Origin of the sequence: Stieleria neptunia, from assembly GCF_007754155.1 — a bacterium.
Classification (GTDB): Bacteria; Planctomycetota; Planctomycetia; order Pirellulales; family Pirellulaceae; genus Stieleria; species Stieleria neptunia.
Window position 1 is genome coordinate 2,737,664 of sequence record NZ_CP037423.1, and the last position, 26,131, is coordinate 2,763,794.

The 26,131-nt window shown below is 58.3% G+C and carries 20 protein-coding genes; 12 read left to right on the plus strand and 8 right to left on the minus strand.

The features are described from left to right. The first annotated feature begins 3 nt into the window (after nucleotides 1–3). The 7 genes from tssE to Enr13x_RS09590 all read left to right on the plus strand — a co-directional run bounded on the left by tssE (nucleotide 4) and on the right by Enr13x_RS09590 (nucleotide 8,341). The gene (tssE, locus tag Enr13x_RS09560; RefSeq protein ID WP_145385848.1) at nucleotides 4–501 is read left to right on the plus strand and encodes a type VI secretion system baseplate subunit TssE; all 498 of its coding nucleotides are present in this window, start codon (nucleotides 4–6) and stop codon (nucleotides 499–501) included. 14 nt (nucleotides 502–515) lie between these two features. Continuing rightward, nucleotides 516–2,390, plus strand: a complete 1,875-nt coding sequence (gene tssF / locus Enr13x_RS09565) for a type VI secretion system baseplate subunit TssF (protein WP_145385849.1) — start codon at nucleotides 516–518, stop codon at nucleotides 2,388–2,390. Continuing rightward, nucleotides 2,354–3,379 carry a type VI secretion system baseplate subunit TssG gene (gene tssG, locus Enr13x_RS09570; RefSeq protein WP_145385850.1) on the plus strand — a complete coding sequence of 342 codons (1,026 nt, stop codon included), beginning with the start codon at nucleotides 2,354–2,356 and terminating at the stop codon, nucleotides 3,377–3,379. The genes tssF and tssG overlap by 37 nt, the downstream gene beginning before the upstream one ends. Before the next feature lie 144 nt (nucleotides 3,380–3,523). Beyond that, nucleotides 3,524–6,289, plus strand: a complete 2,766-nt coding sequence (gene tssH, locus Enr13x_RS09575) for a type VI secretion system ATPase TssH (protein WP_145385851.1) — start codon at nucleotides 3,524–3,526, stop codon at nucleotides 6,287–6,289. A gap of 177 nt (nucleotides 6,290–6,466) precedes the next feature. Beyond that, nucleotides 6,467–6,937, plus strand: a complete 471-nt coding sequence (locus tag Enr13x_RS09580) for a hypothetical protein (RefSeq protein WP_145385852.1) — start codon at nucleotides 6,467–6,469, stop codon at nucleotides 6,935–6,937. A gap of 255 nt (nucleotides 6,938–7,192) precedes the next feature. Further along, nucleotides 7,193–7,618, plus strand: a complete 426-nt coding sequence (locus Enr13x_RS09585; protein WP_145385853.1) for a hypothetical protein — start codon at nucleotides 7,193–7,195, stop codon at nucleotides 7,616–7,618. 147 nt (nucleotides 7,619–7,765) lie between these two features. Further along, nucleotides 7,766–8,341: a hypothetical protein gene (locus Enr13x_RS09590; protein WP_145385854.1), complete on the plus strand. Its 576-nt coding sequence runs from the start codon at nucleotides 7,766–7,768 to the stop codon at nucleotides 8,339–8,341. Nucleotides 8,342–8,608: 267 nt separating this feature from the next. Here the strand turns inward: Enr13x_RS09590 and Enr13x_RS09595 are convergent, their stop codons facing one another. From Enr13x_RS09595 to Enr13x_RS09620, 6 genes are all read right to left on the minus strand, one after another. Then, nucleotides 8,609–10,054 (minus strand): IS1380 family transposase, encoded by a 1,446-nt coding sequence (locus tag Enr13x_RS09595; protein ID WP_145385855.1) that lies wholly within the window; start codon nucleotides 10,052–10,054, stop codon nucleotides 8,609–8,611. Between the two features lie 310 nt (nucleotides 10,055–10,364). Beyond that, on the minus strand, nucleotides 10,365–10,940 hold the full coding sequence (locus Enr13x_RS09600) for a hypothetical protein (RefSeq protein WP_145385856.1): 576 nt from the start codon (nucleotides 10,938–10,940) through the stop codon (nucleotides 10,365–10,367). Nucleotides 10,941–11,203: 263 nt separating this feature from the next. Next, a complete protein-coding gene (locus Enr13x_RS09605; RefSeq protein ID WP_145385857.1) occupies nucleotides 11,204–11,794 on the minus strand; it encodes a hypothetical protein in 591 nt (196 codons plus the stop codon). 295 nt (nucleotides 11,795–12,089) lie between these two features. Next, nucleotides 12,090–12,680 (minus strand): methyltransferase domain-containing protein, encoded by a 591-nt coding sequence (locus tag Enr13x_RS09610; RefSeq protein WP_145385858.1) that lies wholly within the window; start codon nucleotides 12,678–12,680, stop codon nucleotides 12,090–12,092. 36 nt (nucleotides 12,681–12,716) lie between these two features. Continuing rightward, a complete protein-coding gene (locus tag Enr13x_RS09615) occupies nucleotides 12,717–14,252 on the minus strand; it encodes a type VI secretion system contractile sheath domain-containing protein (RefSeq protein ID WP_145385859.1) in 1,536 nt (511 codons plus the stop codon). Nucleotides 14,253–14,482: 230 nt separating this feature from the next. Continuing rightward, on the minus strand, nucleotides 14,483–14,677 hold the full coding sequence (locus Enr13x_RS09620) for a hypothetical protein (RefSeq protein ID WP_145385860.1): 195 nt from the start codon (nucleotides 14,675–14,677) through the stop codon (nucleotides 14,483–14,485). Nucleotides 14,678–14,819: 142 nt separating this feature from the next. Here Enr13x_RS09620 and Enr13x_RS09625 point away from each other — a divergent pair, with 142 nt between their 5' ends. From Enr13x_RS09625 to Enr13x_RS09645, 5 genes are all read left to right on the plus strand, one after another. Further along, on the plus strand, nucleotides 14,820–15,923 hold the full coding sequence (locus Enr13x_RS09625; RefSeq protein ID WP_145385861.1) for a hypothetical protein: 1,104 nt from the start codon (nucleotides 14,820–14,822) through the stop codon (nucleotides 15,921–15,923). A 90-nt stretch (nucleotides 15,924–16,013) separates the two neighbouring features. Continuing rightward, the gene (locus tag Enr13x_RS09630; protein WP_145385862.1) at nucleotides 16,014–16,301 is read left to right on the plus strand and encodes a peptidylprolyl isomerase; all 288 of its coding nucleotides are present in this window, start codon (nucleotides 16,014–16,016) and stop codon (nucleotides 16,299–16,301) included. A 92-nt stretch (nucleotides 16,302–16,393) separates the two neighbouring features. Continuing rightward, a complete protein-coding gene (locus Enr13x_RS09635) occupies nucleotides 16,394–16,780 on the plus strand; it encodes a PAAR domain-containing protein (RefSeq protein ID WP_145385863.1) in 387 nt (128 codons plus the stop codon). 6 nt (nucleotides 16,781–16,786) lie between these two features. Further along, nucleotides 16,787–17,866 (plus strand): methyltransferase domain-containing protein, encoded by a 1,080-nt coding sequence (locus tag Enr13x_RS09640; protein ID WP_145385864.1) that lies wholly within the window; start codon nucleotides 16,787–16,789, stop codon nucleotides 17,864–17,866. Between the two features lie 480 nt (nucleotides 17,867–18,346). After that, the gene (locus tag Enr13x_RS09645) at nucleotides 18,347–19,342 is read left to right on the plus strand and encodes an IS110 family RNA-guided transposase (RefSeq protein ID WP_145385181.1); all 996 of its coding nucleotides are present in this window, start codon (nucleotides 18,347–18,349) and stop codon (nucleotides 19,340–19,342) included. 435 nt (nucleotides 19,343–19,777) lie between these two features. Here Enr13x_RS09645 and Enr13x_RS09650 read toward each other — a convergent pair whose 3' ends face one another. Both Enr13x_RS09650 and Enr13x_RS09655 read right to left on the minus strand, forming a co-directional pair. After that, nucleotides 19,778–24,757: a vWA domain-containing protein gene (locus tag Enr13x_RS09650; RefSeq protein WP_145385865.1), complete on the minus strand. Its 4,980-nt coding sequence runs from the start codon at nucleotides 24,755–24,757 to the stop codon at nucleotides 19,778–19,780. A 39-nt stretch (nucleotides 24,758–24,796) separates the two neighbouring features. Next, on the minus strand, nucleotides 24,797–25,768 hold the full coding sequence (locus Enr13x_RS09655; protein ID WP_145385866.1) for a hypothetical protein: 972 nt from the start codon (nucleotides 25,766–25,768) through the stop codon (nucleotides 24,797–24,799). Nucleotides 25,769–26,131 lie beyond the last annotated feature (363 nt).

Sequence of the window (26,131 nt, forward strand, 5' to 3'; positions counted from 1 at the left end):
ACCATGGCAGACCTGAGTTCTCAAGAACGCCTGTTTCCTTCGCTGTTGGATCGTCTGACCGACGACCAAGCGGGAACCAGAGTCGAATCACGCGACCAACGTGTGTTCTCGATCCACAAGTTGCGCGCCGCCGTGTTGCGTGACTTGGCGTGGCTGATGAACACCTGCCATCTGGCCGCCCACCAGGACCTGACGGACTACCCCGAGGTGGGCAAATCGGTCATCAACTATGGCATCCCGGATCTGACCGGTAAAACCGTTTCCGGATTGCAGGTGTTCGAAGTCCAGCAGGCGCTGCGTCAAGCGATTTTGGATTTCGAACCCCGAATCCTTGCCGACACGCTGGAAGTGCGCGGTGACAAAGACCCCGATTCGCCACTGTCAAACTCGCTGGAGTTTGAGATCGAAGGCGAACTCTGGTCCAGGCCGTTTCCCGAACGACTGTACCTGCGTTCGGAGCTCGATCTTGAGACGGGCACCGTCAATATTCACGAAGCATAACGAGGCACGTCTGCATGGATCCGCGTCTGCTGAATTATTACAACCAAGAGCTCCAATTCGTCCGCGAATCGGGTGCCGAGTTCGCCGAGGAATACCCCAAGATCGCCAGCCGGTTGGGGATCGATGTCTTTGAATGTGCCGATCCGTATGTGGAGCGATTGTTCGAAGGGTTTGCCTTGCTGGCGGCGCGCATCCAGCTGAAACTGGATGCCGAATTCCCCCGGCTGACACAGCACTTGCTGCAGATGGTGTGTCCCCATTATCTGTCGCCCCAGCCCTCGATGGCCGTCGTTCAGTTCCAACCCGATTTGACCGAAGGGGCGCTCGCGGAAGGTTTCAAGCTGCCACGCCACACGTTGCTGCAAAGTCTGCTGGGCAAAGGCGAACAGACCCGCTGTACCTTTCGCACGGCCGACGACGTCACGCTGTGGCCGATCAAGTTGGCCAAGGCCGACTACTTCCTGCGAGACGTCGCCGCGCTCGGGCTGCCCGATCATCCGTCGGTCAAGGCCGCCATGGTTTTGAAGCTGGAATCCACCGCGGGGCTTAAATTCAATCAGCTTTCGCTCGATCAGCTGCCCCTGTTTATCCGCGGTGCCACCGACGTGCCGATGCGGATCTACGAACAATTGATGACCGGTGGGGTCGGAATCGCCGTGCGGGCCGGCGGGAATCAGGCGCGCTGGAAGGTCCAACTGGGAAAGTCCAAAGTCAGCCCGATGGGCTTTGGCGATCACCAAGCGATGCTTCCCTACGGGCCGCGGTCCTTTCAGGGATACCGATTGCTGCAGGAATACTTTGCGTTTCCGCATCGCTACATGTTTGCCCAATTGAACGAACTTCAATCACTGGTCAAACAGTGCGACAGCGAGTCGATCGAAATTGCGATCCTGCTTGGCCGCGGCGATCCCCAGTTGTCCAACCGCGTCGACGCGAACCATTTTTCCTTGTTCAGTTGTCCGGCGATCAATCTGTTCCCCAAACGCGCCGATCGCATCCATCTGGGTGACCGTTCGTCGGAATACCAGGTCATGCCGGATCGCACGCGCGCATTGGATTTCGAAGTTTACGATGTTGACGAGGTGCGAGGCTACGGGACCAGCAACGACCGGGAACAAGAATTCAAACCGTTTTATTCGATCAACGACTTCACGTCGGATCATCGCAACCGGGCTTACTTCACCATCACGCGACGCCCACGCATGTTGTCGGGCAAGCACCGGCAATACGGGCCGCGATCGAGCTACATCGGCAGCGAGACCTTCCTGACATTGGTCGACGCGAATGAGGCGCCGTATTCGCACGAGCTGCGCCAGCTCTCGGTGGAAACACTCTGCACCAATCGCGATCTGCCGCTCCAAATGCCGGTGGGGATCAGCGACTCCGACTTTACCTTGGAAGTCAGCGCCCCTGTCCAGGCGGTTCGGTGTCTGGTCGGTCCGACCAAACCACAGCCTTCCAAGAGCTATGAAAATGGCCAGACCACTTGGCGTTTGATCAATCACCTGTCTCTCAATTATCTCTCGTTGGTGAACAGCAAAACCGGCGGCGCGACCGCGCTCCGCGAGCTGCTGTCGCTCTACTCCGACACCAACAACGTGATGACGAACAAACAGATCGACGCGGTTCGGTCGATCGCATCCGAGCCGGTCACCCGGCCGATTTCGTCATCCGGTCCGCTCAGTTTCGGCCGTGGCCTCGAACTCACGCTCACGCTGGACGAATCGGGGTTCGAGGGAACCGGCGCATTCTTGATGGCGGCGGTGCTCAACGAATTCTTTGCAAAGTATGTGTCAATCAACTCATTCACCGAAACGGTGTTTCGAACGACCGAACGAGGCGAGGTAACGCGATGGCCCGCGAAGATGGGACGGCGACACGCTCTTTAGACGTGACGCTGCAACGGCTTAACGACGAACCGTACAAGTTTGATTTTTATCAAGCGATGCGGTTGCTCGAATGCATGTTTCCCGATTCCCCCCGGTTCGGTCACACCGTTCGTCTGTCCGATGATCACGTCCGATTGGCTCAGCAACCGTCGCTCAGTTTCGCCCCCTCGTCGTTGTCGGGGTTTGATCTCGCCGACGGGGCCGACGGCAACGATTACCACAAAATGAGCGTCCGGTTTTTCGGGCTGTGCGGTCCCAACGGCGCCTTGCCGTTGCACTTGACCGAATACATTCAGGATCGAATCCGGCACTACGACGACACCACGTTCGCCGCCTTCCTGGACGTCTTTCACCACCGCATGCTCTCGCTGTTCTATCGGGCGTGGGCCGACGCCCAGCCGGTCGCGCATTTTGATCGCCCCGATTCGGATCGGTTCTCGGTCTATGTCGGTTCCCTGATGGGGATCGGAATGCCGTCGCTGCAAGATCGTGACGAGTTGCCCGATTTGGCAAAGCTGTTTTATGCCGGTCGCTTCGCCTGCCAAGCCCGCAACCCCGAAGGCTTGCAGGCGATGATTTCAGACTATTTCAAAGTGCCCTGTGAGATCGATGAGTTTGTCGGCCGCTGGACCGAAATCCCGGACAACTGCCGTTTCAATCTCGGTGACGATCCCGACAGTTCCAGCGTCGGCGTCGCGTGCACGCTCGGTTCGCATGTCTGGGAGTGCCAACAAAATTTTCGCATCACCGTCGGTCCCGTCGGTTGGGATGATTTCGCCCGCATGCTTCCCGGCGGCGAAAGCCTGCAGCGATTGACCGCGATGGTCAAAAACTACCTCGGCGAAGAATTGCTCTGGGACCTGAACCTCGTCCTCAAGAAAGAAGAAACGCCGTCGTGGCAATTGGGCGAGGCAAAACTCGGGCAAACCATGTGGCTGGACAGCGACGGCGTCACCGAAGATCCGAAAGACCTGCTATTGCATTGCTAGACAACGAGCTGAAATCAAGTGGGATAGGCTTCCAGCCTGTCATTCCAGCCATCGACAGGCTGGAAGCCTGCCCCACTTGCTAGATCCGACCACCCTACCATCCATCACCATCCAAGACGTTTACACCACCACGGGAGCAAGACCTTGTCCGATATCAGCCGCACCGCACTGTTTGGGAAACTCAACAGCGTCGGTTACAAGTCGATCGAAAGCGCCACTGTGTTCTGCAAGATGCGCGGCAATCCGTACGTGGAACTCGTCCACTGGTTCAACCAAATCCTGCAACTGGAGGACTCGGACCTCCATCACATCGTCAAGCAGTTCAACGTCAATCCCTCGAAATTGGTCAAGGACATGACCGAGTCGTTGGACAAGCTGCCCCGTGGATCCACTTCCATCTCCGACCTGTCGTCCCACATCGAAGAAGCCGTCGAGCGGGGCTGGGTCTACGGCACGTTGATGTTCGGCGAATCACAGGTCCGCACCGGGCACTTGGTCGTCGGGATGCTCAAGACACGCAGTTTGACCCACGCCCTGTATGACATCTCCCCGGAGTTCGAAAAGGTCAAACTGGACACGCTGACCGACCGATTCGATGAAGTCGTCAGCGGGTCCCCGGAAGAATCCATGCATGCCAGCGATGGGTTCCAGGTCGGCGGCGGCGCCGTCCCCGGCGAAGCCAGCGGCGCCATGTCTCCCGCGGCGATGGGCAAACAGGAAGCGCTCAAACAATTCACCGTCGATCTGACCGAAAATGCCCGCCAAGGCAAGATCGATCCGATCGTCGGACGCGACGAAGAGATTCGTCAAATCATCGATATCCTGATGCGACGCCGGCAAAACAACCCGATCCTGACCGGCGAAGCCGGCGTCGGCAAAACCGCCGTCGTCGAAGGCTTTGCGCTCAAGATCGCATCCGGCGATGTGCCGCCGCCGCTGAAAGACGTTTCGTTGCGGTCCCTCGACGTCGGGCTGCTGCAAGCCGGTGCGAGCATGAAAGGGGAATTTGAAAACCGACTCAAACAGGTGATCGAAGAAGTCCAATCGTCGGAAAAACCGATCATCATGTTCATCGACGAAGCCCACACCTTGGTCGGTGCCGGCGGCGCCGCCGGCACCGGCGACGCGGCCAACTTGCTCAAACCGGCCCTCGCCCGCGGGACCCTCCGCACCGTCGCCGCGACGACTTGGGCCGAATACAAGAAACACATCGAGAAAGACCCCGCGCTGACGCGGCGTTTTCAGGTCGTCCAGGTCGAAGAACCCAGCGAAGAACGCGCCATCCTGATGATGCGCGGCATGGCGTCGACGCTCGAAAAACACCACAAGGTGAAAGTCCTCGACGAAGCCCTGGAAGCCGCCGTCCGGCTGTCCCACCGCTACATCCCCGCGCGTCAATTGCCCGACAAATCGGTCAGCCTGCTCGATACGGCCGCCGCACGCGTCGCGATCAGCCAGCACGCCGTCCCGGCCGAAGTCGATGATTCGCGAAAACGAATCGATGCGCTCAATACCGAATTGCGGATCATTGCCGACGAAAACCTGGTCGGCGTCGAGACGACCGAACGGCAAAAACGAGCCACCGAGGCGCTCGCCTATGAACAGGAACGACTCAGTGGTTTAGAAGAACGTTGGAACAACGAAAAAGAACTGGTCGAAAAGATCCTCGATGTTCGCAGCCAGCTCCGCGGTCATCACGGCAAGGTCGAAGGCACCGACAGCCCGCTGGAAAAAGCCGCCGATGCGGAAGCCAAAACCGTCAAGGTTCAGACCGCCGAACCGGCCGAAGAGAAAACTGAAGTCAAATTGTCCGACGCCGACCGTCAAAAGCTGCTCGATGAACTCAAAGAGCTGCAATCGAAACTCCACGAGCTGCAAGGCGAGCACCCGCTGATTCTGCCTACCGTCGACGAGCAAGCCGTCGGATCGGTCGTCCAGGATTGGACCGGTATTCCCGTCGGACGGATGGTCAAGGATGAATTGGCAACCGTTTTGAAACTCGCCGACATCCTCAACGACCGCATCATCGGCCAGCGGCATGCGCTGGAGATGATCGCCAAGCGAATCCAGACCTCGCGGGCAAGCTTGGATAACCCCGGCAAACCGATCGGCGTGTTCATGCTGGCCGGCCCCTCGGGCGTCGGAAAAACGGAAACCGCACTCGCGTTGGCCGAAGCACTCTACGGCGGCGAGCAAAACGTGATCACGATCAACATGAGCGAGTTTCAAGAGGCGCACACCGTCAGCACGCTCAAAGGGGCGCCTCCCGGATACGTCGGCTATGGCGAAGGGGGCGTGTTGACCGAAGCGGTACGGCGCCGTCCCTACAGCGTCGTGCTGTTGGACGAAGTCGAAAAAGCGCACCACGATGTTCACGAAATCTTCTTCCAAGTCTTCGACAAGGGCTGGATGGAAGACGGCGAAGGCCGCGTGATCGACTTCAAAAACACACTGATCCTGTTGACCACCAATGCCGGAACCGATCTGACCATGAACATGTGCAAGGATCCGGAATTGATGCCCGATCCCGAAGGCTTGTCCAAGGCCTTGCGTGCACCGCTGTTGAAAGTCTTTCCGCCGGCACTCTTGGGCCGAATCGTGACGATTCCCTACTACCCGCTCAGCGACGAGATGGTCGGCGCGATCGCGAAACTGCAACTCGGTCGAATTCAGAAACGCATGCAAGCCAACCACGACATCCCGTTCACGTATGATGACGAAGTGATCAAATTGATCGCCAGTCGCTGCACGGAGCTGGAAAGCGGCGGCCGCATGATCGACGCGATCTTGACCAACACGGTCCTGCCACAAATCAGCGGCGAATTCCTGACCCGCATGATGGAAGGTAACCCCGCCAAACGTGTCCACGTCCAAGTCAAGGACGGAGAATTTGACTATTCGTTTGAGTGATCTATATCACTCGAATTGGTTATCATTAACTTGTGCACCAGGAGTGCCGTCAGCGCTCGTTGAAGTGTTGTCTTTCAATCGCTTTCCTGCCCCAGCAGAAAGCGAACGGAATGCAATGTTGTTGCATCGCGGGCAAACACGAGATTCGTGCAACTGTTTTGAATCGCAGGAAATGGCATGAGCGAAATCGTCGTCGGCCCGAAGGGCGAGATGGAGTGGGATCCCGACAACATGGAAACCGTCCTTGCGTCGACGGGGTCGTGGGTCTACCGCGAACGAGCCCGTAATCAGGCCTTGGATTGGATGGATCAACATCTCTATGCAGCGATGAAGTTCAAGTCGAGCAGGATAACGGCGTTGTTGAAGTCGATGAATGCCAGAGGGATCCCCGCCTCGATCCCCGTGGAACGTCAAAGAGGAACGATGGCACACAACGAAGGCAAGGTGATCGGGGTTCGCAGTGCGCCCGGAAGCCCGGTTTTTCATAGTCTGAGAATCGATTGGGATGCCGACAAAGGCCCCCATTACAACGTCATGGTCCAGGTCAAAGGGTTTGCTACGTTCAAAGCTTGCTTTCGCTTCGACCCGCCCGAAGGCCAAGATGGTGATCAATGGGTCAAGAAGATGCAGGCGAAATGGTCACGCTAGGGTCGGAGGCTAGATCCGTCTCACGACGACCGGCGGGATTGCGCACCAATAAGGTGCGCGAGCGGAATGGAACGTGGTTGATTCTCCAGTGCGACAAGAATTCAAAAGGCTCCCCATGAGTCGGACGGCATCCCCAAGAGTCCATGGATTCTGTGTTCGTCCGATCGCCGGATTTTCCACACTCCGGCGAGTAGCGTTGCGTTAGTGGAAGTGTTGTGCAAGTTTGCGTAATCGTCATCAAACCAGGAATCTGAAATGCCAAATCTTGAAGAAGTGATTGCATTGAAGTTGTCTGAAACATTGTTAGCCGACAAATCCGTCAAGGTTTCAAAAGGCGGTGCCGAGGAACGGCGTCAGGTGGATTACCGAGGCTATACGTTTCAAGTCAGCAGAGGCCACGCCTATCGCGACCATGCGACGGGACCGGCGACGAATCCACGTTTCAGCGGTCCGGACAAATCGGTCGAGAAAGCGATCATGGACGATGCGATTCGCCGGATCGAGGCCAATGCAATTCCGAAGGTCACGGGGATCGCGTCGCCGGGAACCGGCGTGCTCGTTCACGGTGTACCGATCCGCTACAACCTGGTGCGGATCAAAAAAGGCGCGGCGGGTTTCATGTACATGATCAGCGACTACATGGTCTGGCAGGGCGACCCCGATGCGCTGCAGAAATTATGATCGTTTTGGTTCATGTTGATGCCATCGCTGCGCAACCGTCGGTGTACGCCATGACTGAGTTTTTGCCCGCCGGTTGTGTTTGGTGGGAACCCCAATGAATGCCGACAGCATTGTCACCTAAATAACACCATACTTTGGAGAGATTGAATGGCCCAGAATCGCGTCGCGTTTATTCCCTGGAACGAAAACCAAGCCGGGAACTTTAAGACTGAGTATGAAGAGAGTCACGCGAACCGTGCACTGACTCATCATAAGCGAAAGTGGACAATTGTGTATTTAGACAGCCCCGGTCAGCCATTGGCGGATGTCGGATGTGGATTTGGGACCCGGATTCATATTGCGGGACACGGCGCGATCGGTGATCCCGAACTAGCCGCCGACCACGGCACCGGTGGTGCCGACAAGAGCTATTCTGAAGTCGTGGATGCCATGTTCGCAAAGGGATTGAAAAAACGCTACATCGGGACGATCGCATGCGACGTGTGCTACAGCGCGTTGGGCGATCCGCCCTTCGCCAAGCTACTCGCACGCGAACTCTATCAGCGTGGGCTAAAGGCCAGTTGCGTTTTGGGATACAAAGGAAGCATGGGGGCCGCATACACCGACGAACTGGGTGGCCGTAAATACAATCACCGCGTCGTTGATGTCGAAGATGATCAAGGCAATGTCATTGACACCGTCAAATCGAGCAAGATGCAAGAACGATTCTTTGGGTGGACGTGAGCCGATATTATCGGGCGGGCAGTTTGGGAATCGCAGTTTGGGAATCGCAGTTTGGGAATCCCTGCCTGCCCCTAGGCCTCAATCAAGCGAACGCGGGCGTTGATTTTGGATGACGGCTGTAGATTTCCGAGGCGCAGCGGGGCACGCGGGAGCACTGCTCCTTATCAAAAATTTCGCAATGTATGGTGCTCAATGTTTCGTTTCTCGGGTTAGGCGTTAGCGGCGGTACCGGAGCGTCCGGACTTCGGCTTCGTTGGTTGCGACGTGTCACGTTCGAAGCGGCATCGCAATATGGTCACTGAGCGTGAACAAATTTTCGACGCCGAGACGGTATGTCAGAATCCGCAACTTCAACTGACGCGATGAGCGGATGACTTGGGCCGGGATCTGGATCAACGATGTCAGGAACGTCGAAAACTCCATTTTGATCACGCGGTCACGGAGCCGCTTCCTCGCCTTCTTCTGACCCGGATTCCCTTTGACGCGGACCATCAGTCCACTCCAAAGCTTCAGCGTCCAGGCAAGAGAAGCGAACAACATGTACGCCCAATTGCTTTCCAGTGAATCCAGTGGCGCGGTCAATGCGTGACTCGCCTTGAGCTGGCTAATCGTGTTTTCCTGATCGCAGCGATGATTGCCGTCTCCGATCAATTCACGCGACTGCTTTTCTTGCTTTGGTTCATTGCTGATGTAGAAGAAGTACTTTTCGGTGCTGAACAGGAATTGCTGTCCGGTCGTGACGTCGATGTTTTTGCGAACAGCAACCATCCGGTAGGGACGCTTGCAGTTGCCGGGCTGATACGGAAACTCAGCGTAGCTTTCAGCACGCAGTTTTTTGTTCTCGTAGCCATTTTCTACGACGATTTGCTCTTTGTAATTCGGACGTTTTGCACGCGGATTTTTCGAAGTCGATCTTTGCCGCCGGAGCGGTTTCCATGCCGATTCGTCGAGGGAATCGGCAATTGCAGTCAGTGTTTTGTTGGCGTCATAACCAAACACAAAACGGACGCCCTGCGCGTCCCATCGATCGAGATGTTGAGTTGACGAAAAGTCTGTGTCACCACGCAACAGGATCTTTCGAAACCCGGCACTGCGACACAATTCGATCGCCCTGTCGAAGTAGAACGATGAGCCTTCACCGCTGGGACGATTGCCGCTGCGGTTGGCCAGATACAGCAACTCTTTGGTTTCCGCGAGCGTTACAACCAGTGGATGGTATCCCCACTGACCTTTGTAGTTGATTCCGACGCCCTCCTTCTTTTCACCGCAAGTCTCAACCATCGTACCATCGGCTTCAATCGTGGCCTGCTCGAAGAACGCATCGGATTGTTGCTTCCAAACCTTCTTGCGTGCCGCGTTAATTCCCTGCATCAAGAGCAGTAGCTTGAAACCATCAAAACGGCGGCAGAAGTCACCAGCGGTTGTCGGATCGGGAATCCGTTCTGCGCCGAGTGCATCCAGGTACGCCTGGTCGGTGCGGCGATGCTCTAAATGTTCGAGGCAGGTCCCCCCGGCCAATAGATTCAGGGCAATATTGAGCACGTGGTCGGCTTCGTCGTACGGCGCGTGAAGCTTAAACACTGGCGCGGACTGGTTGATGTGCTTTCGCAATCCGAGTTGCTGGACAAGCTGCATGATCATGCCGATTCCACCGCAGGAGATCGCCTCAACTTTATTGGCCAGTTCGTACTTCGCCCGCAAAGGGCGAATCATGGGCGTATGCGTCTTGCCCTTCTTCTTATCGATACGTTGCAAAAGAACTCGCTTGCGGCGCTGAAATCGACGGCGTAAATTGTCGTTCACTCGAAATCCTCTGCTGAGTGAGTGCGTTGAAGTTGTAGTTACCTCCAATACACCCGCAAAACGCCGAGGGTTTCGAGTTTTTTCAGATTTTCATCATCCAGTGTTCGCTTGATTGAGGCCTAGGCTGGCAGGCCCAGCGATTAGAAATGCAGCGTTTCGCTCGGGCTGCGTCTTGGTGGTGTAGGGTCAGAAACGCTGATGTGAAGCCGAAAGGTCGCTTTCACTTCCAGCCGAAGAACCGTGTCTGCGCTTTGCTGGATTTGACTTCGCTTCCGTCGGTCAGTTCGACCATGCGGTGACTGTATTTGCCACCCATATCGCTGCCGTCGGCGAAGAACGTGTCGTAGGTTGCATAAAGACTACCTTTGTAGCCAAGGACGCAACTGGCTTTTAAACCGCGACTCCACAGCTCGCGCGCCAAGAGTTGTGCGAACGCGGGCGACCCCAGGGCGCTGTAGCAGACGTCACACGCAATGGTGCCCAGATATCGTTTTTTCAGGCCTTTCTGGAAAAGCATGTCGACGACCTCTGTGTAACTGCGGTCGGCGCCGCCTGTTCCATGATCTGCCGCGATCTCCGGATCTCCGATCGCACCGTGGCCGGCGATGTGCAACCGAGTGCCGAATCCAAACCCCATCTCCGCAAGTGGTGAGCCCGGACTGTCCAGGTACACCATTTTCCATTTTCGTTTGTGATGGCTGTTGTGACGCTGAGTGTTGTTTTGCTCGTACTCCGTCTTGAAATTACCAGCTTGGTTCTCGTTCCAAGGGATAAATGCAACGCGGTTTTGTGCCATCTTTCATCTCCAGACGAAGCTGCCATTAACGGGGTGGCCTTACTCTACAAAACCGGCAAAGGTCCTGTCAATCATTTTGTCTCCACCATTGTCAGCCCTGGGGCAATCCGTATCGACGCCCACGCGTTTTGCGACTCCGGATGGGAGGTCCGAACCGACGTCGAATTTGCCCGTCGGAACGGTCGGCCAACTCAGAAAACGATTCGGGATCGATGCCAAGCCTCTACGTCTGCCGCCTCGCTGGTGCAGCATCGCGGTGCGGCTCAGTTGAATCCGAAGAACCGCTCTTGCATCTTGCTCGACTTGTGGACCGCGACGCGATTGTCGTTTTCGTCCATCTCATACACCATGCGGTGAGTGTACTTGGAGCCGCCGAGCATTTGCTGCGAGGCAGGGTGATAGGTCGAAATCAGCGGCCCCTTGTAGCCGAGCACACAACTCGCCTTCAGCCCACGCTTGAACAACTCACGGGCAAGCATCTTGGCGTATGACGGCGACCCGATGGCACTGTAGCAGACGTCGCAGGCCACCGTACCGAGATAGTATTTCTTGAGCCCCTTTTCGAACATCATGTCGACCAGTTCCTCGATGCCGACGTCCGCTGCACCCGTCCCGTGGTCAGCACCCAGTTCGGGATCGCCGATTGCGCCGTGCCCGACCACATGGATACGAGTGCCGATTCCTGCACCAACCTTTGCAAGTGGCTTGCCGGGTGTATCGCGACAGATCACCGTTACTTTGCGTTTTCGGTGTGCGCTGCCTTTGTCCGAATGGGCTGCATCAGAATGCTCCGATGCAAACGTCCCCGATTGCGCTCGATCCCACGGGATGAACAGCGTGCGACTGGTTGCCATATGATTTCTCAGGTGTTATTAGGTTCAATCCCATTCACGGTGAACGCGAGTTTCGCACCCTACGCACTTTGACCTGCTGCAGGGGCGTTGTCGCGGTCATAGCGTAGCTTATTGCGAAGATCGCTGCTTTCGAGACGAAAGCCTTGACATTCTTTCCACTCGTATCGGCAGGAATTGGCGTCGCGTTGAGTGCATCAGCGCTGCTGAGGGCATCTGGTTTTGGGGCTGTCTGAACCAGCGAGCCATTCGTGAAGGAAGGACTCAAGCGGTTTTCCCATTCCCTTCCTCCGCGCCGTTATTGGAGAACTCTCTCGCGGACTCTTAAGGTTGTTCCGCCGTGATAGGTGACCAGTAACGCCTGCGACATCGGCGATTGCGCAAAAAGTGTTGTGATGTAGGCCTCTTCCGCCGGCCAGGGGTAGGCGTAGACCACGTCACTGGTGCGCGGACCCATCGGATAGGGCTGGTTCAATGTCTCTTCATCGCATCGTTCGGGCAGCTCGCGATAACTGGATTGGATGAATTCCGCCGTGACGTTCGCTTCGCTTGCCAGGGTTCTGGCGAATCGGCAAAGCGATGGCTCGATCTCAATTCCGCTGGCCTGGTATCCCAACTGTGACGCGATGCAGGTCACCACTCCCAGCCCGCTGCCCCATTCGCAAAACGACAGCTCGCTGCCAAGGCCACGGTCGACGCAGAGGGCGCGAGCATGCTGGAGCGCGTGGTAGGCGATGTAGTAGTTGCTGTTGACCAACAACGGAATCCGCTTTTGAGGCTCGTCCGATTGCATTTTCCCGTGCAGACGCTCGGCGATCTCAATCGTGCGGAGGATCTCCGCCGGCGGTGTGTCCCAGCACACCGGAATGTCAACGTCGATTAAATCCATCGGTGGCCTACGAGGTTCCTGGTTGACCACGTGATCCTACGACCAAGGTCCCGCCAGCGCCGACGCCGGTGACGAGACCGATTGGACTCGCAGCACTCGCGCGGCGTTGCGGTTCTTGAAACTCATCAGCGGCATCACCCCCTGATCCAACACCTGCTCGGCCACGCGCTCGGAAAGAAACACTTCCGCACAGGCCTTCAAGTGCACCTCGCCGTCTTCGTCCTTGTACGTCAGCGCCGGTAAATCACCGATCTCCTGCAGATCCCCCGGCGTCATCTCCCATCCGGATTCCAGGAAGGACGTCGCCAGCAACGTCGCGACAAACAGCGACGATGTTCCCCACAGCAACGACTCGTGATCGCTGATCGGGTCGTCGATCTCCTCGAAATCAAACGCGTCGACCGAGCTGGTCGACGCACCGTAGGGCAATCGCAACAAGAATCGCGGGCCGGACAATCCGATCCAACGCGCCGCCGCGCTCTTGCGAATGCTTTGCCAATCCGCTTCTTGTCGACTCGGCTCGGCCGTGGGTTTGGGGATTTCATCGGTCCACGCTTGGCAACCGACCAATTCCGGCGAGGCACCCGCCAGCACCGGGCCGCCGGAGTTGGCGCCGATGGCTCCCAGACGCGTCAGCAAGATCAAATCGTTCAGTTCATGGCTGAAGGTTTCATTGCAGACCAACAGCGAAAACGGGACCTGTTCTCGGTCGGTGACCAGCCGTCGAAACAGCACCGAATCTTCCAATTGCTCCGACGACGACTCGCCTGCTTCCAACAGTTCCGATTTGGTCACATCCCAGAGGAAGACCTGGACCTCTTCGGACTGTGCCACTTGCGAGACCAGGAAATTCAATCCCAGCCAGGCGGATTCCAATGCCTGGAACGATCGGTCGTGCAGAATCGTTCGCATCTGTCCGGCGATCGCCGCGTCGGCGTGGGCGATGTATTCGTCCTGCCGCGGGTCCGGCTTGGGTTCGATGTAGGGCGCGACGATCTGGTTGATCAAACCTTGGATGTCCAACTGTGGGGATCGGGGGTTCGTCGTGTCCACACTCTTGGCCGATTGACCCAGCACACGATCCAGGGTGTCCGAATCGCTTTCGTCATCGGCGACCGGTTTCGGATCCGTCGCCGCGGACGCTTCCTGCTCCGCCGCTTCGGATTCTTTTGCCGTTCTTAGCGACAACGCTTCGCTCAATTCCGCGACCGCATCGGAGAACGACTTGGGATCCATCAGCCGCTTTCGCAACTGCCGCAGTTCGTGAAAGATCGGCACGTTGCGATACAGTGAATCGGGGTGGAAGTCGTCCAGTTCACCGATTCCGATCTCGATCACCCCGTCGCGGTGGTCGCTCAACCGGACCGCTGCGGTCGGAGCAATTTTTTCCAGCACGTCTTCGAAGTTGTCGATGTCGACGCGTTGAAATTTTTTCTCCGCCGGCGATCCGGCGACGCCTGCGCGGCCAGAAAAGTTTCCCATCACCACGATCCGCATCGGCTGTTGCGGATCGAGCGGGCGTGCCGAACCGACATTGCCGAATTGAAAGCTGGATTCAAATGAGTTGGACAACGTAGGGGCTCCGGTTCATGCGGCGGTGGACGGGAAGGTGACTCAGAACGGTTTCGTTGGTCAAAAAACCGGGCATGTGGTCAGCGGTTCGTGGTACGACGTCCTTTTCAGGTCGTCGCGGAAAGTCCTACGGACGACGGCCCGGAAGGGCCATCGTACCCGGAAAAGCGGTCGCCGAAAGTTGTGACGACTTCCGCTACGAGCTAACCTGCAAATGACAGTGCGACACACTACGTATCGTCCGCCGACTTTGCGGCACGATAGCCGTCTTTGTAGCCATGTTTGTACGCTTGATTGAGCAGCACGGCATAATGATTGGCACTGCCGGCATCGCGGCAGGTCAAGATGGAACGGCCGGTCGGATCCAGCACCTCAAATTTCCCCGATTCTTCGGCGACATGGAAAAGCTGACTCTCTTCGGACAAAAGATCTCTCCGACATTCACATCATGGCCCTACGCGACGGTTTCTCGTTCATAATCTACCAGCATTGCGAAGCGTTGTCGCGACTTGGAGCGACAAGATCGCCGGGGTCGAAGTCAAACGTGTCTTTGTGAAGGTGTGATTCATGTTTTGTATTTGCATGCCGAAAGTCGCCGAAATGGCCGCCGGCATCGAGATCCCGCCGGCCGCGATCGAGGTGCCGCCCCTGCCCGCCGGTGCGGCCGGGCTGGCCGCCGCCGCGGGAGCCGCCGCCGCGGTCAACGCGACGGCAGAACTGGCCGCCTCCGGAGCCCTCGAGGCGATGCTCGGCGCTGAGCTGCCCGCGTTCTCGATGGAAGCGGTTCTGGCGATGGAAGCGATGGCGCAAGTCGGTGCTGCGATGGGGATTGAGATGACCGCGCCGGGCGCCGCGATGGAACTGTCGCTTGCCGCAGGTGCCTTGAACATCGCCGCCCCCGCTTTGGGTGAATTGGGCGGGACGCTCGGTGCGGCGATGGAGCCGCTGGGCGGACTGCCGATGGCGTTGGGGATCAACGCCGCGATTGAATCCTCCCTGGGAATCGACATGGCCGCTCCCGGTGCGGCGGCGGCTCTCGAAGCCAGCCTGGCCGCGGCGCTGGAAACATCACTGGCGATGGCCGGCACGCTCGGACTTTCCGCCTCCGCCTCCGCCGGCGGGTCGTGGGCGATGGAGCTGGCGTTGGCCGCCCGGGCACTCAACGCAGCCGTCGCATTGGGATTCGACCCGGCCGCCCCCGGCGAATTTGCCGCGGCGCTGGAAATGGCGGCCGGCCTGGAAGTCCCTCCGCTGGCGATGTCGGCCGGTGAAATGGGCGACGTCAGCGCCGGGCTCTCCGACTTCGGGCTCGTCAGCGCCGAGATGGGCGGGATGCCGATGGAAATGGCCCTGCCGGCGATGGAAGCCGGCGCCGCAGAGATGGCGGCCAACATGGAAGCCGCCGTCGCGGCCTCCGGCGAAATGGCCGCCGAGTTAACCGGCGGTGCGGAAGGGGCCGCCGCCGCCGAATTGGCCGCCGCGATGGCTGCCGCCGCCGAAGCACCGATGCCCGCGGCGCCCGCGTTGGCTGCGATGGAGCCGGGCGGATTGCCCAGCATGGGCGACATGTCGACCGCCGCTTCCATGGCCGCGTCCTTCGAGGCCGCGATGGAAACGCCGATGGTTTCCGGTGCTCCCTGTCCCAACATCTTTTGCGTCGCCGGACGTTGACGGCTGGAGTGCAAACCCAGTGGGATAGGCTTCCAGCCTGTCACTCCACAATCGACCGATTTACTTTCACCCACCACGGAGTCTCGCAACGTGCTACGCATCAAAGCTCGCCACATCCAGGTCTCCAGCCCCGAGCTGGCCAACGAGGTGATGGTGAAATGGCAACAGGGGGCGAATTTTGAAGAACTGGCTCGCGCCTATTCAGAATGTCCCACCGCACGCCAAGGCGGCTCGCTGGGCGAATTCGGTCCCGGGCACATGGCTCCCGAATTAGAACCCGTTTTTCTCCAAGGCGACGTCGGCGACGTTTATGGACCGGTGGCCACTGCCAACGGCTACCACCTCGTCGAGGTGCTCGAGCGGACCGACTATGAGTAGAGCCTTCGACTGCGATGGCACGATCTCCCTTCTCGAGCTAAACTTCACTTCCGCGTCTCTCGTTTATCCGGCACTGCCACAAGTTTGATTCCATGGCTCCTCCTGCTGCTCGCATGACCGATCTTGTCAAACAAGACGCTCCACATTGCCACGCACCGATCCATCCGCCAGCCCCGGTCCCGACACCGGTTGCCCATCCGCCGCTTCCGTTGATGATAATCAAGGGCCAAGCCAACGTGCTGATCGGAAAAATGCCCGCCGCACGCGTGACCGACACGACGCTGCCTTGCATGTTGCCCAGTTGTATTCCCGCCGGCCCCGGCATGATCGCCAAGGGATCAGGGAAGGTGATGATCGGTGGCCTGCCCGCTGCCAGGATCAACGATCTGACCGCCCACACCAGTTGTGTCGCGCCGATCCCCAGCCCGGTCGGCAAAGTCCTGCCGCCCGGCTGTCCGACTGTCATCATCGGGGGCTGACGCCTCGTGCGACGACAGCATCTGGAAACCTTTCAACCGGTCTGCCCGGTTTGTCGCGCCGCGACCGGCCAGATTCATTTTCTCGAATTGGCGACGGTCATCAAAGAAGTCGACGATCACATCGTCGAAGGCTTGCTGCATTGCAGCAACATCCAGTGCCAACGCGAATACCCCATCATCGATGGCGTGCCGTTGATCATCCGAGACATCCGCAGTTATCTCTCGGAGAATGTGTTCCAGGTCTGCCAACGAACCGATCTGAGCGAAACCATCGAAAGCGTGTTGGGCGATTGCTGCGGGCACGGGTCAACGCTGGACGCGATCCGACAGCACATCAGCTGCTACGGCTGGGACCATTACGGTGATCTCGATCCGGAGGAGTCGCCGGTCGATCCGAAACCGGGTTCGATGCTCCGTGTCCTACAGCACGGCTTGGAATTGTCCGAGTTGAAATCGGCGGATCTGCAAACCGTCTTAGACGTCGGATGTTCCGTCGGCAGAGGCACGTTCGCGTTGGCCGAAGAACTGGATCGCCCGATCCTCGGTGTCGATTTGAATTTTCCGATGTTGCGCATCGCCGCGGGGGCGTTGCGTGATGGCGTGGTCCGCTACCCCAGACGCCGCGTCGGCGTCGTTTATGATCGCCGTGAATTTCCGGTGACATTTCCCAGCGCTCATCTGGTCGACTTCTGGGCCTGCGACGCGACCGCGTTGCCGTTTGTCGAACAATCGGTCGACGCAGCCTTCAGCATGAACCTGCTCGATTGTGTCCACTCGCCGATGGAGTTTCTTGCGGCGCTCGGATCGGTGTTGAAACCCGGCGGCTCGGCGGTCCTGGCCTGTCCTTACGATTGGTCGTCCTCGGCCACGTCGATGGAAGGCTGGTTGGGCGGGCATTCCCAACGCGGCCCGGGCGCGGGCGCCAGCGAACCCGTCTTGCGACAGTTGCTCAGCCCCGATCACCCGCAATCGTTGACGACGTTGCGTCTGGTGGTGGAAGACAATGGCCCCTGGCACGTCCGCATGCACGACCGCAATGTCGTGTCCTACGACAGCCATCTGGTCGTTGCCCAAAAGTGCAGCTAAAAGTGGCGTAAGCTTCCAGCTTGCGATCCGAGGCACAAGCTTCCAGCTTGCGACTACCCGGCCTTCGCGGGACGTCGATTCTTTTACTGCAGGATTTGGCAACCGATTTAGATTCTCTCCCTCTGGGAGAGACGGCGTTTGCGCAGCAAGCAAACGCCAGAGAGGGCCGGTGTTGCGCAAGGCTTAGCACTTCCGCGACGATCGATGTGGGCTGCAAAACCGATCACCAGCCCCCTAGTATCTCGCCTGACTGGCAATTCCAGGCGATTTGATCATCGTTTGGGCTGTCGATGTTGGGTGGCTGCCTGCAGCGGTTTCCCAACACTGCTGTGTAGATCGTAATTTCCCCTAGGTGGTATTCAACGCCGTGGATGAGCTTGAGTCGCACAGCAGTTCGTTTTGAACCCGAACCGTCGCTTGATCGACCCAATCGCGTTATCGCATGTGGTCAGATCGTATTCACTAGGATGGGACTTAACTATGAAACAGAAGTACAACCGTGTCATTGGTATTGACGTCGCGTCAGACAAAATTGATGTCAATGACTCCGCAGGAAAGATTGCCAAACAATTGCCCAACACGATTTCAGCGATCAGCAAAAAGCTGTTCAAGAGAATCCAAGACACTGAAAATACATTGGTTGTCTGTGAAGCAACTGGCGGCTACGAATATCTGATTGTGGAGGCTGCTCACGACGCTGGTGTACCGATTTGCGTGGCCAACCCGAGGCAGGTCCGTGACTTTGCCAAAGGGCATGGCTATTTGGAGAAGACCGATGTGATCGATGCATTCATGATCCGCCGTTTTGGCGAAGATGTGGAAATCCATCTGACACCTCCTCGCACGGCGCAAGAGAAAGAATTTCTTTCAACAGTGCGGCGTCGAACCCAAGTGAAAGATTTGCTCTCCCAGGAGCAAAACCGACTCAGTCAAACCCGTGACAAGTTTGCCGCTCAACAAATCAAGGAAACGATTTCGCACCTGAAAAAGCAGCTAAAAAGCCTCGACAAACGCATCGAAAAGATGCTCAAGGACCTCAGTAAAGTCGATCCCAAAGTAGAAATCTTGTTCAGCGTCAGTGGAGTTGGTCCAGTCACCGCTGCGACACTCCTGGCCGAGCTGCCAGAACTGGGACAACTCAACCGAGGTCAAATTGCCAAACTTGTCGGTGTTGCTCCGTTGGCCAACCAAACAGGCAAGAGCGACAAGAAACGAAAGGTCCGAGGTGGACGTTCACAAGTCCGAAGCGTGCTCTACATGGCGACACTGGTTGCAACGAAACACAACCCAGTCATCAAACGTTTCTACGATCGGCTTATCGCCAAAGGTAAAATCAAAAAGTTAGCTTTGGTAGCGAGCATGCGCAAACTCCTGACGATTCTCAACAACATGATTCACTGTGGCGAATCATGGAAGAACCCTCAGGTCAATGCGAAGAAGGAGCAAAAGGCGACTACGGCACCGTCGCTAAACTAGGACCGTAGTCGCCATACGTGCTCGATGCGTCATTGACACACCGGCGACTGAGTTATCCCTGGCACGGTTGCATCTCTGCAGAGCCCTGTTGCGTTTCACCCAGCGGCTCAAGTTTACTGCTGCGCAACAATCGCGTCACCCAAATTTCCAAAAATCATTGAACACCGGCGCAATGCCTAAGAAAATCTCGGGGGTTCGGGGGCTGGCCCCTGACCACACTGGATCTCGGAATCGAAAAATCCAAGATTTTCGATCTGACCTCTTGCCACAATTTAAGACCGTCGCTCATCCCCAGCCCTTCTCCCCCACAAATCGACAATCAAGCTTGATACGATTTGTGGGGGAGAAGGGAGCAATGAATCTTGTAGTAATAAAATCGACGTCCCCAGAAGGCAAGCAAGAGGCTTACCCCACGATTGAATCATTGACCATGCACTACCGCCCCACCGGCAACAAGCCGCCCGAGTCCGGAATCGCGACCTCGATCCCGTCACGATCCAGTTGCCACGCACCGTCGATTTCTTGATCGCGGTTGGTCACACGGATCTGGCCGATCGGCTCGTTGCGTCTGGATCGATAATAAAAGGTGTGCACCGACACGCGGCGTTCGAAATCGAACTGACGGACAATCCGAATCGGTTTTTCATCGATCGACTCGGTCGGATCGATTTTGATGCTCGTCACCGGCACGTCCGGATCGGCAAATTCCACGACGTACCTGCGACGTGCGACACCGTCGACAAACTGGGTTCCCAGCGGATCGATTCGCACCTGGATTCCGGGGGCGGCTTCGACCGGTTCGGCGGACGTTTCATCGACGGCGATCGTCGTGTTCAAACGGCTGGACCGCTGTCTCGGATCGTCCAAGCTGCCGCCGATCGCAACCGCAGGCGGTAGCAGTTCGATCGCGGTTGCTTCCTCGGCCGGCCGCGACCAGATTCGCAGTCGCGCCCGGACGGCGGTCGCGGGCCAATCGTTTGCCACAAGATTCATCACCGGGACCGGTTCCCCGGGCTGGAACGTTGCGTCAAAGAACGCGTATGCTTGGCCGATCTCGCGGCCATCGACCGCCACGGGGTGAACTTGAATCCAAACATCCGATGGGCGTCGTGTCGCGCGCCACAGCGGATGATCCGTCGTGCCGGCTGAATCTCTCCGTTGCCACGACACGGGAAAGACGACTTGACCCGGCGCGCGACGATTTGGACGATGCACACGCACCACTTGCTCGGTCGCAATCCCTTCGCCGGTGACCAGATCCGCCATCGCTTCGACGTTGTCGTCGTACGCATAGTCGTAGATTTCCGTGCCCGCTTCATTGACGTACAACTGGTACGCTTCGCCGCCTTCCAAGACCACCGGCTCGACCGCCAATGGTGACTGATCCGCCTCGGCCGCGTCGGGATCAACCCACAGTCGGCCTTCGTAATGCAATGCGAACAACTCGGGGGTCGCCGGGACGGGGATCACTTGCGTCGGTGTGGCCAGCGTCGTCGGCATCTCCGGGCGTTCGGCGTTTTGATACGATCGCAGCCGATACATGCCGGGGGCCAGCAGATTGCGGAGGGCTTGTTTCAAATCCGTGGAACTGCCCAGTGCCTGGAAACGCCCACCGGTATCGCGGCTCAGACTTTCGAACGCCTGCACGGCGTCACGTTGCTGCGTCCGATCCATCCCCAAGCCGAGGATGTGCACGGGGACTTGGCTGTGCGTCCACGCCTGTCGAACGTCGTCGTCGCTGGTCGCCGAAACGTTGGTCACCGAAGACGGAATGTATTGATAATTGGCCCCGTCGGTGATCGCAATCACGTGACGATCGGCCTTCGCATCCGCGGCGGAAAATTCTTGAATCGACCGCAGCACCGACAGGTACAGTGGAGATTGCCCCCACGGTTTCAAATCGCTGATCTCCGGGACCAGTGACTGCGCCGTCGCCAGATCAAAGTCGCTGAGCGTCAACATGGATTCGACATCTTGTCCGGGCGTCAACGTCGGGTCGATCAGACCGGTGAAATCGGGCCGGGTCAACAGCTTGATCGGCTCGTCGACGCTCCATCCCAATCGATGTCCGAACGCCTGCACGCCGACGCGAACATTGCGACGCAGCCCCAGGTCGAACAGCATTTCTTGCAACGCCGCCTTGGCGATTTCGATCCGCGATGTATCGCCCTCGGCTTCCCCGCCGAGCGGCTCGCTCATGCTGGCCGAACAATCCAGCACGAACACGACGGACAGTTCGTCCCAGGGACCGTTCAACGTCACTTCGCTTTTCCGATAGTGATACGGTTGAAGATCAACCCTTATCCCGCCGAGTTGGTCGACGTCCAGTGGGCCGCCGTACTCGTGGCCGCGAAAGACCGTTTGTGCTTTCAACGCCAAATCCGACTCTGCCACTTCGGCCGGCATGACGACCTCATAGCTGGTGTTGCCCGAGGGCAGGGCGAACGCGTCGGACGGCTCGATCGTTTGAAAATCAATCCGACGCGTTTCACTCCGCACCGCAACGGCGGCCGTTCCCGATGGCGGCGTGAACCCATCGGCTGCCGCATTGCCCGGCTCCGTACTGACGACAAACGATGAACGGACGGCATCAACGGGATCCAGTTGAATTGTTCGCGGCGCGGATGTCGTCAACCAGTTCGGCAGGAATGAACGGCTCGCGTCGAGGCGTGATTTCGCGCCCTGAATCTCAACCCGTTGATCACCACCGTCGGCAGAATCCTTTCCCCGGCGATCCAATTCGGCGACCGATTCCAAGTAGTCGCCCGCGGCAAGGTCATAGAACGACCGTTCGCCTCCAGCCGGTCCCCAAAAATCGACGATGGCTCGATCGACATGCCACATCAACAGCGACTTGATGCCGACGGTGCGCAGCTTGGCGATCGGGTTGGATTCGGGGCGGGGAAACCAGATCGCCGCGGCCGCACGCATCCGACGCGCTTCGTTGCTGCAGATTTGAAACTCTCCCGCCAGAGTCGTCTCGGCGTCAAAACGCTCCATCTCTCGATCGATCAATTCCACAAAGTTTGCGATCCGATGGTTGGCGGTACCATCCGAGCCGGCCGTTTCCTCTCCGAGCAATAATTCAAGCGGATGCTGTTTCCAACTGGCGATGCGGTCGGAATAGGTCTGCGCCGGTGCAGCGGGCGATTCCGCGTCTTCAACACTCGACGGGTCCAGATTTTGGTGGACGCGAGCGATCATTTCGTTCAGTGCCGTTCGCAGTCGACGTCTGGATTCCCAATCAATCAACGGCACCGACAGGACGGCTTGGATTTCACCGATCGTCGTCAACTCATTCGTCAGACTTTGGCGGACCAGTTGCCGTGTCCGCAGGGTCAGCGATTCAGCAAGCGACCCCAACACCGGCTGGACCTTTTCCTCCGCAACGGCGCCGGCGGCATTGATGGACTCGATCACCGCCTGTTGATCCGTCGCCGCGTTTGGCACCGCGTCCAGTTGGGCTGCCAGCTGTTGGGTGTCGACGATCAACGGCAATACCAGGGTGTCGATCGCCTCTTGAGTCTTTTCGGCCGCCATCACGCGGCCGGGATGCGTCATCCACTGTGCGTAGTACGGCGCGACGGCCATCGATTGATCGCAGATCTGCATCGTCGTCGCAGCCAAGTTCGCCGCTTCCCGTGACGCCGCGTACTTCGACTCCGTTTCTCGGACGCCGTCCTCTAGCCCATTCTGCAAACGCAGGAACACGCGGTCTTCGGCACGTCGACGTGACGCATCGATCGGGCCCAACAAGACGCGATTCCAGCGATGGACGCGAAGACCCGAGGGGATCCCGCTGGCATCGCGGGGGACCGAAAAATCGTCGATGGACCCTTGCAACGCCAGCAGCTTGCCGAGCAAATCGGGGTGCTGCCAAAGGCGTGGCGTCTGGTAGCGATCGAGCATTCGGATGAAGTGCGCGTCGCGATAGTCCGACGTCGCCTGCGTTTCATACTCGGTACGCACGTCGACAAGCAGTTCGGCGTCGGGCTGATCGGACAATTCTTTCCAGTGATCCCGCAGCTGCGCGCTGGAGATCACATCTTGGGTGCCAAAAAACTCCGCCAGCGGCAGTGAGTGGACGGTCAGCGAACGCGGCAGCGGCGGTGGATCACCGGACAGCAGTGAATAGGCAGCCGCGTAGGTTGGGTTCTGTGGCAGCTGCGCCATCCGTTGCTCGGTCGCGGTGATCTCGCCGACAACACGATTGAACGTTCGTTTGGCCAGCGTTTGGTACCCCTTGCCCGCGCCGGAGAGTTGTTCCAACCACAGCAGGCTGTGTTCCAAGTCTCGAAACGCGATCGGCTCGCGACGATAAAGCTGTTGCTCGCGAATCTGGTCCAGCGATCGCCACAGGGCATCCAGTTGTGGATCCGAAATCGTCGGTCCGGGGCGACGTGCGACCGGTCGACCGGTCAGTTGTTTCAGCCGTTCCGGGTTCAAGCTCCGCGCGAGTCGAAAGTCTGATTTCGAAGTGGACGTCAACAGGGTCGGTTGCTGTGATTCGCCGCGGCTTTGCCGGACCCACCATTGCACCTGGGATCGGACGTAACGATCCAGCTCGCTTAGATCCACCCAGCCGTCACCGTTGCCGCGGTTGGCAATCTGATCGGCGGCGCCGGCCAAGCCGCGTTGCACGTAGTGGCCGAACACCGATCCGGCCAGGTCGGCTGAAACATGCGACGTCTGTTCCGGCCCCGCGGACAACAAGACGGCCAGATCGACCGTCGTCTTTTTCTCGGCCACTCGGTTCTGAAAAGCGGTTTGCACCTTGTCGGCAAACTGGTTGGCCGCCAGGGCGATGTTCCAATTCACCTGCATCCGATTGCAATCGAGAATCAACAACGCCTTGCGTTTCGCGCCGAGCGGTTCAAAGCGATCCAGCAGCGCGTCCAAATCGATCCAAGTTTCGGGATCGGTCATCGCGGCCTTGGGGGGAATCAAGTGAATCGAACCACCGCTGCTCTCGGCGACACCGTGCAGACTGACCCAGACGATCAACGGAACACGGTGACTTTGCCCTTCGGCCCGTTTGATTTCGCGTTCCAGCCGCTGGTAGAAATCCGTCGCTTTAAACACGGGATCATCGCTGCCGCGCAGGGTGATCGTCTCGCCGTCGATCGCGGCCAGTTTCTCAAAATCTTCCTTGGCCCACGCGTTGGGCGGCAACGGCCAGGTGTAGGGTGCGGCCGACAACACGACCATCGGCGTCCGTTTGGGCGACAGCAGAAACAGCCAGATCAGCCAGACGAACAACAGCAGCGCAGCGAGCAACAGCACGCCCCAGAGAATCTGCCGCGACCGCAGCCACAGAAAACCGAACACGTCGAAGCCGCTGGATCGGTCACCCTGCCAAATTTTGCGAGTCGATTGCTTGATGTTGCCAGCGGGCTGGATCGGTGATGTCGACATGGATTCGTCGTCCGTGGGGCTCGTCGTCCGAAGGGAACGTTACTCGCGTCGAACCGAATCGTCGTCGGATTCCAGCGTCGGGTCAAAACTTTCAGGCAACAAAAATCCGGCTGTCGTGGTCGAGGGAACCGATTCGGAATCCGACTCGGTCGTGTGGCCGACCACTGCCACGGCGTTTTCGACTGCCGTTTCGTCCGCGTCGGAATCGGCTGACGTGGTCGTCGCCGCGACCGCCGGAGTGATCTCGCCGGCCGGCGTGGGAGCGGCGCCCGGCGACGTCGGTCCTTCCATCGGCAGGCCATCATCGTCCATCGGTGGCACCCCTCCGCAATCACAGATCACCAGACGGGCGTTGCGGCGAACCCTTGCCGACGATTCCAAAAAACATCCCGAATCGTCTCGCTCATAGGCGATCTCATACAGCTTCTTCAACAATTTGGGCGAACAGCAACTGTTCTCGCGACAGCACTTGCACGCATCGCCACTGACACTACGCAGACCCCGAACCGCTGCATAACGGATGTCCTCGCTGCAGTCTTCCATCGCTGCAAGCATCGCCATTTCGGTATCCGGATAGCATTCCCCGCATCCACGACTTGCCAGATAGTTGATCGCTTTGGCTTTCTGAGGTGCCTTGTCGTCTTCCATCTTGGCCTCCGCGGCCGCTTTTTCCGCCGGGCTCGCATCCGGTCCCAAATTGGACGGGTCCGTGATCGACTTGATCGGCGGTTTCGCCTCCAGACCGGGAAACCGGGTTCCCAATCGATTGCGAACCCGTTGCCCGACGGTGCGGATTCCCCCGAACACAACATCCAACCCCAAGAACTGCGGCAGCGTCATGCCCGGCGCCGCGGCCGGCGGGGCAACCGCGACGATCGTCGTCGCCCCGGCTTGAGCCGATGTCGGGGGGGCAGGGGCGGGGGCCGCCGACGGAACCGTCGCACAACCCGCGCATGAAACCATTGCGATAAAGCAGATCCCTATCGAAAAGTGGTTGCGACTGTAGGTCATTTGTCTCTTCAACGGAAAACGAATCGCGCCTTGATAACACGCTTGTCGGTATGGGCCTCAACGTTCAACGAGTCCCTGTCGGGCTCCGCGCTGCGTCGGTCGTACTCGCGCCTCCGGCGATCGCCGGGCGCATCGACAGCCACGCACACCCCTCTGTATCGGTCATTCCGGTGATGACGTTTAAGCGAACCACAGAAAGTTTGCCGGCAGGCGTCGCCACCCCGCTGGTCTACGCTGTGAAGCATTTTTTAGCGGTAGGGCGCGAGCGGGCTGTCGATTTAGTCGGGATCTGCTGTGTTAATGGTGAGCCGCTGTCCGTAAGGCCCTCGGGCAACGTCGCAGTGCCCGGCCGCTTACGCGTCG